The sequence below is a fragment of the Dietzia sp. NPDC055340 genome, assembly GCF_053645335.1.
In genome coordinates this window covers 22,368-35,807 of sequence record NZ_JBSHML010000015.1, presented here as the reverse complement: position 1 = coordinate 35,807, position 13,440 = coordinate 22,368, and the positions used below count along the sequence as shown (strand labels likewise).

Below are 13,440 nucleotides of genomic sequence, written 5' to 3'. Positions count from 1 at the left end.
GTCCACCCCCGCCTGACTCCCGGGGCCGGCCATGACGCGGCCGGTCGTACAGTGGGACGGTGGATAGTGCCAGTGACCTCGGATCCGGGATCGCCCCGGGGAGCCCGGCGTTCCGGCAGATGCAGCTAGCGCTGCTGTGCATCGGTATCGCGACGTTCGCCCAGTTGTACTCGCCGCAGGGACTGTTGCCGCTCATCGCCACCGACGAGGGGGTGAGCGCGGACGCCGCATCGCTCATGATCTCGGCCGCGACACTGGGACTGGCCGTCGGGGTCATCCCGTGGTCATACGTCGGCGACGCGGTGGGCCGGCGTCCGGCGATGCTCGTCGCGATCACTCTGGCCTGTGTGTTCGCGGTGCTCGCACTGGTCATGCCGAGCTTCCCCCTGATCCTGGTCATGAGGTTCTTCGAGGGCGCGATGCTCGGCGGTGTTCCCGCTCTCGCGGTGGCGTACCTCAGCGAGGAGATCCGGCCCGGCGTCTCGGCGGTGGCCGCGGGCACGTACGTCGCCGGGACGACCATCGGGGGGTTGACCGGCCGGATCGTCGCGGCGCCGCTCGGGGAGTGGCTTGGCTGGCAGATCGGCATGCTCGCGGTGCTGGCGATCGCCGTGGCCGCGGTCGCGGTCTTCCTCGTCACGGCCCCACCCGCGCGCAACTTCACCCCGCGACGCGCCACCGTCCGCGAGGCGGTCGGTCGGCTCGTCGGCAACCTGCGCTCGCCGGCGCTGATCGTGATCTACCTGCAGGCGATGCTCACCATGGGCGGGTTCGTCGCCATGTACAACTACCTGGGGTTCCACCTGTCCGCGCCGCCGTACGCGCTGCCCCTCTGGCTCACCGGCCTGATCTTCCTCGCCTACCTCGCCGGGACGGTGTCGTCCCCACGCGCCGGAGTACTCGCCTCCAGGCTGGGACGCAAACCGGTGCTCATCGGCGGAAACCTGCTGATGGCGGGCGGGGTGGCACTGACCCTCGTGCCGAGTCTCTGGGTGATAGTGCCGGGGGTCGTCGTGCTGACGGCCGGGTTCTTCGCGTCCCACGCCGTGGCCGCGGGCTGGGCGGGGTCCTCGGCGGTCGCCGGGCGGGCGCAGTCCACGTCGCTCTACAACCTGGGCTACTACGGCGGATCGTCGGTCTTCGGGTTCCTGGGCGGGACGTTCCTCGCGGCTGGTGGGTGGGCCGGGACGGTCGGGATGGTCCTCGGGCTCACGGCGGTCGCGACCGTGCTCGTGGCCGCTGTCCTGCCCAGGAACTGACGGGCGGATCGCACCTGGAGCTGAATCCCCCTGGGCGGACGACGCAGCCCGCGGGCCGAGGGGTTCTCGGATCGCGGGCTGCGTGAGGGGCGTCAGGCGTCGAGCTGCGGGCGTAGGGCGGCGAGCTCCTCCCGGTATCGGGTCACGTTGTCCAGCTTGACGTGCTCGTAGCCGCGGACCATGTCCGGCAGCTCGGCGAGCGCGACCGCGGTCGCGGTCCACGTGGCGTCCTTGCCGACCGGGCCCACGCGACGCAGCTCGGCGGTGAGCTCGTCGACGAGGCCGCGGTACTCGGCCAGCAGCTCGCGTTCGACCCGGCGGACACCGGCGTAGCCGAACACATCGAGTGGCGTGCCCCGCAGACGCTTCATCTTCGCGAGCGCCTTCATGGCCGGCATGGCCTTGGGGCCGATCGAGATCTTCTTCTTCATGCCCATCGCGCGCAGTGTCGGCGGATGCAGCTTGAGCCTGGCCACCGCGCCTTCGCCCCAGTCCTCGGCGATCTGCTGAGCGAACTCCGGGTCCACGGCGAGGCGGGCGACCTCGTACTCGTCCTTGTATGCCATGAGCTTGTGGAGGTGCTTGGCCACCGTGAGCGTGAGCTGTTCACCCGCCGTGTCACCGGCGGCGCCCGGGCCACCTGCAGTGCGCTCATCCTTCAAGGCCTCGGCCGCGCGGATCTGCTCCACGCGTCGCACATAGTCGGCCGCGTAGGCCTCGTCCTGGAAGGCGATGAGCTCGTCGACCCGCAGCGCCACTGCAGCGCGCAGCTCGTCGGAGGCATCGGCCCCGAGTCCTGCGAGCAGACGCTCGCAGGCGGGCGAGGCCACATGCCGGTCGACGGTCGCCGTCGACACCGGCTGGTGCAGCTCGGCGACGAGCGCGGACACCGCGGCGGGATCCGCGACGGTCTGACGGCCACGGCGGAACGCCTGCAGGTTCTGCTCCACGGCCACCCCGTTGAGCTCGATGGCCTGCTCGATGGCCTCCGCGGAGACGGGCAGCGCGCCACTCTGATACGCGGCGCCCACCATGAGCATGTTGGACGTCTGCGTGGAACCGAACAGCTTCTCCGTCGTGTCGCCCGGGTCGAGGTAGAGGCCACGGCGAGAGGCGCGGTCGATCACGGCCTGGATGTCCGAATCAGTGGGGAAGTGTACGGCGGTGTCGATGACCATCTTCCCGGTCGGGATCTGCGTGGTGGAGACGACCGCGGTGGTGCGATCCGGGTTCGCGACCTTGAGGTGGGCGTTGTCCGCACCGACGATGCCGTCACAACAGAGGTAGAGGTCGCAGTCGCCCGCGCCGATCTTGGGTGGCTGCTCCAGCGGGGTGCGGCTCACGCGGACGTCGGAGACCACGGCACCGCCCTTCTGGGCGAGCCCGGTCATGTCGAGAGTGCGTGCCGAGTTGCCGTCGAGCACGGCGGCGGTGGCCAGGACCGCGGAGACCGTGACGATGCCGGTCCCGCCGATCCCGGTGAGGCGGAGTGAGAAGCCACGGTCGGGATCCACCTCGGATCGGGCCGGCTCGGGAATGTCGCCGGCACCGAGCGCGGGGGCCGTGGCGACCCGCTCGGTCCTGTCTCCCGGCACGACGGTGACGAATGCGGGGCAGTCGCCCTGCAGACACGAGAAGTCGAAGTTGCAGGTGGACTGGTCGATCTGGGTCTTGCGGCCGAACTCGGTCTGGACCGGGTGGACGGACAGGCAGTTGGATTTCTTGCCGCAGTCGCCGCAGCCCTCACAGATTCGCTCGTTGATCACGACCTTTTCGGCGGGGGTGGGATAGTCACCGCGCTTGCGGTGGCGACGCTTCTCGGCGGCGCAGTACTGGTCGTGGACCAGCACCGTGACGCCGGGGACGGCCGCGAGCTCCTGCTGGATTTCGAGGGTGTCCACCCGGTCGCGCACGTCGACGCCTCGCGGGACGCCCTGTGCCCTGGTGGCCTTGACGTTGTCCGTCGTCACGACGATTTTGGCGACCTTCTCGGCCTGGAGCAGGCGAAGGATCTCCGGGAGCGACATCTCGCCGACCGGGTCCTGGCCGCCGGTCATGGCGACCGTGCCGTTGTAGAGCAACTTGTAGGTGATGTTGTCGCCCGCGGCCACAGCGGCGCGCAGAGCGAGAGATCCGGAGTGCATGAACGTGCCGTCGCCGACGTTCTGCACCATGTGGCGCTCTTCGAGGAACGGTGACATGCCCGTCCACTGGATGCCCTCGCCGCCCATCTGGGTGACGCCCGTGACCTTGCCGACCTGCGACTCGTCCATCGTCAGCACCATCGCGTGGCAGCCGATGCCGCCGCCGACCAGGGTGCCGTCGGCGACCTTGGTGGAGCTGTTGTGTGGGCAGCCCGAGCAGAAGTACGGGGACCGGGTGGTGGCCAGTGGCAGCGTGATGCGCGAGCGGCCGCGGCCCGGGCCGTCGAGCCACGCCTGTGCGGACTCGATGCCGTGGACCTTGCCGAGCCGCTGTGCCAGGCCCCGGGTCACGGCGTCCACGTCGAGTTCGCCGAATCGGCTGAACAGGGTGGAGCCGTCTTCGTGGGACTTGCCCACGACGTTGGCGACGTCGGGGCGGCGGAAGTGGATCTCGCGGATCATGGTCTCGATGAAGTCCCGCTTCTCCTCGACCACGATCACCTCGTCGAGACCGGTCATGAACTCGTCGAGCACGGTGCGCTCGATCGGGTAGACCATGCCCAGCTTGAGGATCCGGATGCCGCGGCGCGCGAGTTCCGAATCGTCGAGGCCGAGCCGACGGAGGGACTCCCGGACGTCGAGGTAGCTCTTGCCGGAGGCGACGATGCCGATCCGGTCGTCGGCGGTGCGCTGCACTATGCGGTTGAGCTTGTTGAGTCGTGCGTACTCGAGGGCGCGAGGGATCCGGATGGTGAGCTGGTTCTGCTCCAGTTCCATCAGACTCGACCCGAGCAGCTGGCCGGACGGGACGTGCGGGCTCACGCCGAGGTCACCGTAGACGGGCAGGATCCGGTCCTGGTCCACGAGGGCGGTGGACGAGGCGTCCGCGACGTGCGAGGAGATCTTCATGGCGGACCACAGGCCGGAGACCCTGGACAGGATTGCGGCGTGGACGCCGAAGTCCAGGACGTCCTGCGAGTCGGCGGGGTACAACGTGGGCAGGTAGAGGTCGGCCAATGCCAGTTCGGAGGCGCACGGGACGGTCGAGGACTTGGCCCCGGGGTCGTCGCCGACCAGGGCGACGGCGCCGCCGTGCGGATCGGTGCCGATGAGGTTGGCGTGTCGGATGGCATCCGAGGCGCGGTCGAGGCCGGGGGATTTGCCGTACCAGTAGCCCACGACGCCATCCAGGGGAGCACCGCCGGTGTGGGCGGTCGAGCGCAGGGTGCCGGTGCGACGGGCGATCTGCGAGCCCATCACCGCGGTCGCGCCGGCCTCCTCGTTGAGGGCGGGGCGGTGCACGACGTCGTACGGGTCGAGGAACGCGCCGCGCTTGGCCAGCTCGAGGTCGTAGCCCGCCAGCGGCGAGCCCTCGTAGCCGCTCACCAGACTCGCGGTGAGCAGGTTCTGTCTACGGTCCAGGCGCGCGCGGTCACGGACGGTGCGGACCAGGGCCTGGATCCCGGTGAGGTAGACGGTGCCGCTCTCGCGGGTGTAGCGGTCCGAGAGGGAGAAGGAGCCGGCGTCCGCCTGGCCGGTCCGCGGCAGGTCGTCGTGCGTGCCGTTGGGGGAGCCGAGAAGGGAGGTCATGATTCACACCTAGCCTTGGGAAACTTGTGATCAGGATCTCCAGGCTAGGCCGTCCTGTGAACCCCGTCACGTGGCCAGCGGACGGCCGGGCAGTCTGTACATCGAGCGCGCCGGCACGGGAACGAGATTGAACACCATGTCCACTAGTTCGTCCTCTACTCTGGACACATGGACTTCTCACCCAACCTGGACGACACGGACCGGCGGCTGCTGTCGATCGTCATGGCGGACCCCCGCGTCGGCGTACGCGAGTTCTCGCGTCGCCTCGGCGTGGCCCGCGGCACCGCACAGGCTCGGCTCGACAAGCTCGAGTCGCGCGGCGTGCTCGCCTCCTGGGCGCCGGCCCTCGACGCCTCCGCGCTCGGCTACCCGCTCGGCGCGCTCGTCCACATCCAGATGGCGCAGGCCAAGCTGCAGGAGACGTGCGATGGCCTGGCGCGGGTGCGTGAGGTGCTCGAGGTGATGAGTGTGGCCGGCGAGTTCGACATCGTCTGCCGCGTGGTCGCGCGCGACCACGCGCACCTCGAAGAGGTCTTCAGCGCGATCATCTCGACGCCCGGCGTGCTGCGGACCCGCACCGAGGTGATCCTGCGCCAGCGGGTCGGGCCCCGCGTGACCCAGCTGCTCGAGGGCTGAGCGCTACTCCCAGATCCGGGCGAACGGGAAGGCGGCCTCGTACTCGGAGGCGATCTCGAGGAGGGTGCGATCGTGACCGATACGGGCGCTGAGCTGCACGCCGATCGGCATCCCGTCCGGCGCGGCCCCGGCAGGTAGGGAGATGGCCGGTGAGCCCGCCACGTTCTGGGCCGGAGTGAACGTGACCCAGTTCGCGACCCGCTCCATGTGCTGGTCGAAATCCTGGTCGGCGTCCAGGTAGCCGACTTCCGGCGTCTCGTGGTTGACCACCGGATTGAGGATCAGGTCGCGGTCGCCGAACATCGCGTCGTGGCGCCGCCGCATCCGGTTCAGGCGCAGCAGCACACCTGGGACCCGGTGCAGACGCCTGAGCGCCTGGGCCGCGAGACCCACGGTGAAGGCGTCGAGCTCGGCGGGGTCAAAGCCTTCGCCGAAGAGTGAGGCACCCTGTTTGGACGTGGCCAGGGCGAGCAGGCCCCAGTAGGCCTTGAAGTCGTCCTCGAACGTCGACGGGACGGGCGCCTCGATCAGGTCCACGCGATGTCCGAGCTCCTCGAGGCGCTGGGCGGCCAGGCGCAGCACGGTGAGGGTGGCGGCGTCGGTGGGGCCGCCCGCGGGGCTCTGCTCGACCATCCCTATCCGCAGCCGCCGGTCGGGAGCGGGCGCGATCTGCCCCATCGGTGCGACCTTCGTCGCCGGCCGCCGGGCCTCGAACGCGGCCCAGAAGTTCACCGTGTCGCGCACGGATCTCGTCACGACCGACTGCGACACGATCGGGATGGGCATGTTCTTGGAGTAGGGCTCGTGGGAGTGGCGGCCCTGGCTGGGCTTGAATCCGACCAGCCCGGTCGCCCCCGCGGGAATCCGCACGGAACCGCCGCCGTCGTTGGCGTGCGCGATCGGCAGCGCGCCCGCGGCCACGAGCGCGGCCGAGCCTCCCGATGAGCCTCCGGGCGTGCGACGGACATCCCACGGATTGCGGGTGACGCGTCCACCCTGGCGTTCGGTCGCCGCCGTCCAGCCGAACGGCGGGGTGGTGGTCATCCCGACCGGGATCACCCCGGTCGCACTCAATTCGCGCACGACCGGGCCGTCCGAGTCTGCCGGGGTCGCACGCACCGCGTCGGAGCCCATGGTGGTGGGCATCCCGGCGGCAGCGACGTTGTCCTTGAACGCGCTCGGCACGCCGGCGAGCCGGGGGATCCCCTCTGGGCCACGCACGTGCTCGCCGAAAGCCCGGGCCCGCTGGAGGGCCCGGCCGGTGTCGCTGAACGCCAGCGTGCCGAGGGCGGGCTCGACGGAGTCGATTCGGGCGATGGCCGCCTGCATCGCCTCGACCGGATGGAGTTCGCCGGTGCGGATCCGCTCGGCCACGGCGGTCGCGTCGTCGTAGCCGAGGGCATCGTCGTGGAAGGCATGCACCCGACGGGTGTCGTTGCCGGAAGTGCTGGCAGTGGCGTCGATCACGACCCCACCTTAGGGGTGCTCTTGCGCCGTGCGGGAACTCACTATTGACATCCTCAGGGTCGATCAGGCAGTTTAGGGGTACCTAAGTAAGGCGAGGGTCACCTAAAGCGCTTCCGTGGCGCCGTCATCGACGGTGAGGTGTGACCCGGCTGTGGAGGACGATTCATGACAGTGCACCCGATCACGTCGAGCCCGATCACCGCGGGCGCGCGCCGACTCCTGGACGGCACCGGCGTCGCCACGGTCGCCGTGCGCGGGAGCAAGAACCGCTCGGACGTCATGGTCTCGGCGGGGCATCGCTGGATCGGCGAAGGCGCGATCGTCGTGATCGGGACGCCGGCGCCCTGGTCGGGCCTGATGGTCGCGCCGGGTGAGTCCGTCGAGGTCGTGGTGATGATCGACGAGTACGCCCCGATCGTCGAGGCCAGGGTCCACGTCGCCAGCCTCTACGCCTTCGGCGTCGCCCGGGCGGCGCGACAGGGCGAGGGCTGGGTGGTCGAGATCGAGATCCAGCTCGGTGACGTGGACGTGAAGCGCCTCGGCCACGCGGGCACGGTCGACGCACGGCTGCTCGACGCGGTGCCGTCCGATCCGCTCGCGGTCGAATCGGCGGGCCTGGCGGACGAGATCCGGGCTCGTTTCGGCGGCGAGCTGGCCGCCCTCGCCGGCGCCGGCGATCCGGACAGTCCGCCCTACGTGCTCGGGGTGGACGCCGAAGGGCTCCACCTGATCACCGCACTGGGCGTTGACGCCGACGTCATCCACCTCCCGTTCCTGGCCCGTGCGGAGAATGCGGGGGACGTGGTCCGGGAGATGGGTCAGTACGTCGCTCGCGCCAGCTGACGCGGCGCTCGTCGTCGTCGGCGTCCGACCGCACACGCACGACCGGCTCCCGACCTCGCGAGGTCGGGAGCCGGTTTCGTGGGTTGAGGGGCTGGGAGGCCGGACGCGCGGCGCCGGTCAGGCCGGGGTGTAGGTGAGGCAGTCGGCCGTGTCGGCGCCGGAGCCGATGGTGACCGACTCGGCGGAGCAGAGCAGGTCCTTGTTGTGTGCGCACTCGACCCGCTGGCAGGCGCCCACGTGGGCGGCGGCGGTGGGGAGGCCACCGCGGACGTCCAGTGAGATGAAGGTGCCGCATTCGGCGTGATCGGGCGCGCCGGCGACCGTGATGGCGCCCGCGTTGCAGTTCTGCTCGCTGTTGAACGAGCACGCGGTCACGGTGCAGGTGCTGATTCCGGTGAGAGTGGCCATGACGATCGCTCCTCGCGTCGCGTCGGATGTGTGGACCAGAGTCAACACCGGATCGGTCCGACTTGCAACCAAAGTAAGGCTGTGCTATATGAGACAAGCCTAAGCTTCTGGCCTGCGGGAACGGCATCGTCGGGGCGCGGCTGCCCCCGGTTCCGCTTGCGTTCGTCGAGGAGTCATCGCGGCCGGGGCGGGCGGTGTGTGCGAATCCGCTCTGGACATTTGTGAGGCGCGGCACTATCGTCGATTTCAGTTAATCCGACTTAACTGAAAGGGAGCGGCGCAGATGACTTCCGCGACCACCAATCGCCAGGCGCACGAGGAGCTCCTCTCCGACCTGCGTGCCCGCCTCGACCGCGCCGCGCTCGGCGGCGGCGAGAAGGCCCGGACCCGACACCTCGAGCGGGGCAAGCTCCTCGCCCGCCAACGTGTCGACGTCCTACTCGACCCCGGCAGCCCGTTCCTCGAGCTCTCGCCGCTCGCCGCGGAGGAGATGTACGGCGGCAAAGCCCCCGCCGCGGGTGTCGTGGCCGGCATCGGCCGGGTCTCCGGCCGCGAGTGCCTGATCATCGCCAACGACGCGACGGTCTCCGGCGGCACCTATTACCCCATGACGGTGAAGAAGCACCTGCGCGGCCAGGAGGTGGCACTGGCCAACAACCTGCCGTGCATCTACCTCGTCGACTCGGGCGGCGCGATGCTGCTCCAGCAGGACGAGGTCTTCCCTGACCGCGACCATTTCGGCCGCATCTTCTACAACCAGGCCACGATGTCCGCCAAGGGCATCCCGCAGATCGCCGCGGTCATGGGCTCGTGCACCGCCGGTGGCGCGTACGTGCCGGCGATGAGCGACGAGGCCGTGATCGTGCGCAATCAGGGCACGATCTTCCTGGCCGGTCCGCCGCTGGTCAAGGCCGCGACGGGCGAGGAGGTCACCGCCGAGGAGCTGGGTGGCGGCGACCTCCACGCCAAGACCTCCGGTGTGGTGGACCACCTGGCCGACGACGACTACGACGCGCTCATGAAAGTCCGGGAGATCGTCGCGACCTGCCCGCCCTCGCCCGCCCCGGACTGGGACGTCCTCGAGCCGCGTGAGCCGGCCCGCCCGCAGACGGACCTGTACGACCTCGTCCCGACCGACTCGCGCACCCCGTACGACGTGCGCGACATCATCGGAACGATCGTGGACGGCGGCGAGTACACCGAGTTCAAGGAGAACTACGGCAGCTCGATGGTCACCGCGTTCGCGCGGATCCACGGTCACCCGGTCGGGATCATCGGCAACAACGGCGTGATCTTCTCCGAGTCCGCCCTCAAGGGGGCGCACTTCATCGAACTGTGCGATCGCCGCAGGATCCCGCTGGTCTTCCTGCAGAACATCACCGGCTTCATGGTGGGCCGCCAATACGAGGCGGGCGGGATCGCCAAGAATGGCGCCAAGATGGTCACCGCCGTGGCGTGCGCCCGGGTGCCCAAGTTCACGATCGTCGTGGGCGGCTCGTTCGGCGCCGGCAACTACTCGATGTGCGGCCGCGCCTACTCGCCGCGCTTCCTGTGGATGTGGCCCAACGCGAAGATCGCCGTGATGGGTGGTCCGCAGGCGGCCGACACCCTGGCCTCGGTGCGCGCGGCGCAGGTCACCAAGTCGGGAGGGGAGTGGACCGACGAGCAACAGTCGGAGTTCACCGCCCCGATCCGGGAGCAGTTCGAGGAGCAGTCCACCGCGTACTACTCCACGGCCCGCCTCTGGGACGACGGGATCATCGACCCCGCCGACACCCGCACCGTCCTCGGCCTGGCGCTCGCCGCGGCCGCCAACGCCCCCCTCGAGCCGGTCAACAACGGCGTCTTCAGGATGTGAGCAGACCAATGTCAGAAAAACTGCCTCAGAAGCTCGACACCGTCCTGGTGGCCAACCGCGGTGAGATCGCGTGCCGCGTGATCCGTTCACTCCGCGCCGCGGGTATCCGCTCGGTCGCCGTCTACTCCGATGCCGACGCCGACGCGCTGCACGTGCGCATGGCAGACGCCGCAGTCCGGCTGGGCCCGGCGCAGGCGTCGCAGTCCTACCTCGACATCGACAAGGTCATCGCCGCGTGCCGCGAGACCGGCGCGCAGGCCGTCCACCCGGGGTACGGCTTCCTGTCGGAGAACGCGAAGTTCGCCCGCGCGCTGGAGGAGGCGGGTCTGATCTTCGTCGGCCCGCCGGCCTCGGCGATCGAGACGATGGGTGACAAGATCACCGCCAAGGCCGCGGTGACCGCTCGCGACGTGCCCACCGTGCCCGGCATCTCCCGGCCGGGACTGACCGACGACGAGCTGGTCGCCGGCGCGGCCGAGGTCGGCTACCCCGTTCTCGTCAAGCCGTCCGCCGGCGGCGGCGGTAAGGGCATGCGGCGCGTCGAGGATCCGGCTGACCTGCCGGCGGCCCTGGACTCGGCGCGGCGCGAGTCGGCTAACGCGTTCGGCGACGACACGCTTTTCCTCGAGCGGTTCGTGGACACCCCCCGCCACATCGAGGTGCAGGTCCTGGCCGACACCCACGGCAACATCGTCCACCTGGGAGAGCGCGAGTGCTCGCTCCAGCGGCGCCACCAGAAGGTCATCGAGGAGGCGCCCAGCGCGCTGCTCGACGAGGCCACCCGCCAGCGCATCGGTCAGGCGGCCTGCGACGCGGCCCGCTCGGTCGGGTACGTCGGCGCCGGGACGGTCGAGTTCATTGTCTCCGCACACTCCCCGGACGAGTTCTTCTTCATGGAGATGAACACCCGCCTGCAGGTGGAGCACCCGGTCACCGAGATGGTCACCGGCGTAGACCTGGTCGACTGGCAGGTCCGCATCGCCGCGGGCGAGGAGCTGACGCTGCGCCAGGAGGACATCACCCTCACGGGCCACGCGATCGAGGCCCGCGTCTACGCCGAGGACCCGGCCAAGGGCTTCCTGCCCACCGGCGGCACGGTGCTCGGTCTCGAGGAGCCGTCGGGCAGCGGGATCCGCGTGGACTCCGGTCTGCGGGTGGGAACAGTCGTCGGCAGTGACTACGACCCCATGCTCGGCAAGGTCATCGCCCACGGCGCCGACCGCGCCGAGGCGCTGGCACGACTCGACGCGGCGTTGGCCGGCACCCACGTGCTGGGCCTGCGCACCAACGTCGACTTCTGCCGCTTCCTGCTCTCCCGCCCCGAGGTCGTGGCCGGTGACCTGGACACCGGGCTGCTCGACCGTAGTGTCGACGACTACGCCGCCGCCCCCGCGCCGGAGGGCGCGCTGGTGGCCGTGGCCATGCACCGCACCGAGGAGCGCTGGGCCAGGGTGCCCGCCGACCGCCGTGGGCCGTGGGACGTGCCCAACGGCTGGCGGGTCGGAGGCCGCGCCGAGGTGTGGACGCGGCTGGACACCGGGCCCGGGACCGATCCGGTCACGGTGGGACTCAAGGGGACGCCCGACGACGCCGAGGTCACCATCACCGACGCGACGATCGGCTCCGCCGAGGAGCCGACGGTCTCGTCGCGCCACCGGGCGCGGGTCGCCCGGGACGGGGCCTCGCTCCGGCTCACCGTCGACAGCACCCAGCAGCGCTGGACGATCGTGCGGTCCACGGATCCCAAGAGCCCCGACACGTACTGGGTGGCGGGCGACGGCGGGACCTGGGACCTGCGCCTGCTGCCGCTCATCGACTCCCGGATCCACGACGCCGGCGCCGCCGACGGTCAGATCCTCAGCCCCATGCCGGGTTCGGTGATCGCCTGCTTCGTGGAGGACGGGGCCGAGGTCACCGCCGGCCAGAACATCCTGGCCGTCGAGGCCATGAAGATGGAGCACTCGCTCACCGCGCCGATCGACGGCGTGGCCCGCGTCCACGTCCGCCAAGGCGAGCAGGTGCCCGCCGATCATCTGCTCGCGACCGTCGAGCCCCACCCCTCCACCGAGGAATCCGAAGGAGAATCCGATGCCTGAGTTGGAAGAGCACTACGCAGATCTCAAGTCGACGGTCGCCGACTTCGCCGACAAGGTGGTCGCCCCGGCCTCGGCGGAACACGACCGCGATCACACCTTCCCCTACGAGGTCGTGGCCCAGATGGGTCAGATGGGCCTGTTCGGCCTGCCCTTCCCGGAGGAGTACGGCGGCATGGGCGGCGACTACTTCGCCCTCTCGCTGGCACTCGAGGAGCTCGGTCGTGTCGACCAGTCCACCGCGATGACCCTCGAGGCCGGCGTCGGCCTGGGTGCGATGCCGATCTTCCACTTCGGAAACGAAGAGCAGAAGCAGAAGTGGCTACCGGACCTGGCCGCGGGCACGAAGCTCGCGGGCTTCGGCCTCACCGAGCCCGGCGCGGGTTCGGATGCCGGTGCCACCAAGACCACCGCCAAGCGTGAGGGCGACCAGTGGGTGATCAACGGCAACAAGCAGTTCATCACCAACTCGGGCACCGACATCACCTCGCTGGTCACCGTCACCGCCGTCACGGGGACGCGCGAGAACGGCAAGAAGGCCATCTCGACGATCATCGTCCCGTCCGACACCCCCGGTTTCACGGCCGAGCCGGCGTACGACAAGGTCGGCTGGAACTCGTCCGACACCCACCCGCTGACCTTCGCCGACGCGCGGGTGCCGGTAGAGAACCTGCTGGGCGAGGAGGGGCGCGGCTACGCGAACTTCCTGTCGATCCTCGACGAGGGCCGGATCGCCATCGCCGCCGTGGCCACGGGTGCCGCGCAGGGCTGCGTGGACGAGTCGGTCAAGTACGCGCGCGAGCGCGAATCCATGGGCCAGAAGATCGGCTCGTTCCAGTCGATCGCGTTCAAGATCGCTCGTATGGAGGCCCGCGCCCACACGGCGCGTTGCGCCTACTACGAGGCCGCGCGACTCATGTTGGCCGGCAAGCCGTTCAAGAAGGAGGCCGCGATCGCCAAGATGGTCGCCTCCGAGGCCGCGATGGACAACGCCCGCGACGCCACGCAGGTCCACGGCGGCTACGGCTTCATGAACGAGTACCCGGTCGCCCGCCACTACCGCGACTCGAAGATCCTCGAGATCGGCGAGGGCACGACCGAGGTGCAGCTCATGCTCATCGCGCGCGGACTGGGGCTGTAGT

The 13,440-nt window shown here is 69.9% G+C and carries 9 protein-coding genes; 6 read left to right on the top strand and 3 right to left on the bottom strand.

Annotated features, from left to right (window positions below; translation table 11 throughout):
* The first annotated feature begins 59 nt into the window (after window positions 1-59).
* On the top strand, window positions 60-1,259 hold the full coding sequence (locus tag ACWIFB_RS12200; RefSeq protein ID WP_454058370.1) for an MFS transporter: 1,200 nt from the start codon (window positions 60-62) through the stop codon (window positions 1,257-1,259).
* Window positions 1,260-1,351: 92 nt separating this feature from the next.
* On the opposite strand, the gene ACWIFB_RS12195 is transcribed toward ACWIFB_RS12200, so the two are convergent.
* Window positions 1,352-4,993: an indolepyruvate ferredoxin oxidoreductase family protein gene (locus tag ACWIFB_RS12195; RefSeq protein WP_454058369.1), complete on the bottom strand. Its 3,642-nt coding sequence runs from the start codon at window positions 4,991-4,993 to the stop codon at window positions 1,352-1,354.
* Between the two features lie 168 nt (window positions 4,994-5,161).
* On the opposite strand from ACWIFB_RS12195, the gene ACWIFB_RS12190 reads away from it, so the two are divergent.
* On the top strand, window positions 5,162-5,629 hold the full coding sequence (locus ACWIFB_RS12190; RefSeq protein WP_452098675.1) for an Lrp/AsnC family transcriptional regulator: 468 nt from the start codon (window positions 5,162-5,164) through the stop codon (window positions 5,627-5,629).
* Window positions 5,630-5,632: 3 nt separating this feature from the next.
* On the opposite strand, the gene ACWIFB_RS12185 is transcribed toward ACWIFB_RS12190, so the two are convergent.
* Complete coding sequence (locus ACWIFB_RS12185) at window positions 5,633-7,096, bottom strand: amidase (RefSeq protein ID WP_454058368.1); 1,464 nt, start codon at window positions 7,094-7,096, stop codon at window positions 5,633-5,635.
* A 165-nt stretch (window positions 7,097-7,261) separates the two neighbouring features.
* Between ACWIFB_RS12185 and ACWIFB_RS12180 the strand changes: the two genes are divergently transcribed.
* Window positions 7,262-7,939, top strand: a complete 678-nt coding sequence (locus tag ACWIFB_RS12180; RefSeq protein ID WP_452098677.1) for a hypothetical protein — start codon at window positions 7,262-7,264, stop codon at window positions 7,937-7,939.
* 117 nt (window positions 7,940-8,056) lie between these two features.
* Here ACWIFB_RS12180 and ACWIFB_RS12175 read toward each other — a convergent pair whose 3' ends face one another.
* Window positions 8,057-8,347, bottom strand: a complete 291-nt coding sequence (locus ACWIFB_RS12175; RefSeq protein WP_230931414.1) for a DUF1540 domain-containing protein — start codon at window positions 8,345-8,347, stop codon at window positions 8,057-8,059.
* A gap of 283 nt (window positions 8,348-8,630) precedes the next feature.
* Here ACWIFB_RS12175 and ACWIFB_RS12170 point away from each other — a divergent pair, with 283 nt between their 5' ends.
* Genes ACWIFB_RS12170 through ACWIFB_RS12160 form a run of 3 tightly spaced genes read left to right on the top strand, consistent with a single transcriptional unit; the run spans window position 8,631 to window position 13,439 of the window.
* Window positions 8,631-10,205, top strand: a complete 1,575-nt coding sequence (locus tag ACWIFB_RS12170; protein WP_452098678.1) for a carboxyl transferase domain-containing protein — start codon at window positions 8,631-8,633, stop codon at window positions 10,203-10,205.
* A gap of 8 nt (window positions 10,206-10,213) precedes the next feature.
* Complete coding sequence (locus ACWIFB_RS12165) at window positions 10,214-12,301, top strand: acetyl/propionyl/methylcrotonyl-CoA carboxylase subunit alpha (protein ID WP_454058367.1); 2,088 nt, start codon at window positions 10,214-10,216, stop codon at window positions 12,299-12,301.
* Window positions 12,294-13,439, top strand: coding sequence for an acyl-CoA dehydrogenase family protein (locus ACWIFB_RS12160; RefSeq protein WP_454058366.1), 1,146 nt, complete (start codon window positions 12,294-12,296; stop codon window positions 13,437-13,439). Before ACWIFB_RS12165 ends, ACWIFB_RS12160 begins: the two co-directional genes overlap by 8 nt.
* The last annotated feature ends 1 nt before the right edge of the window (window position 13,440 follow it).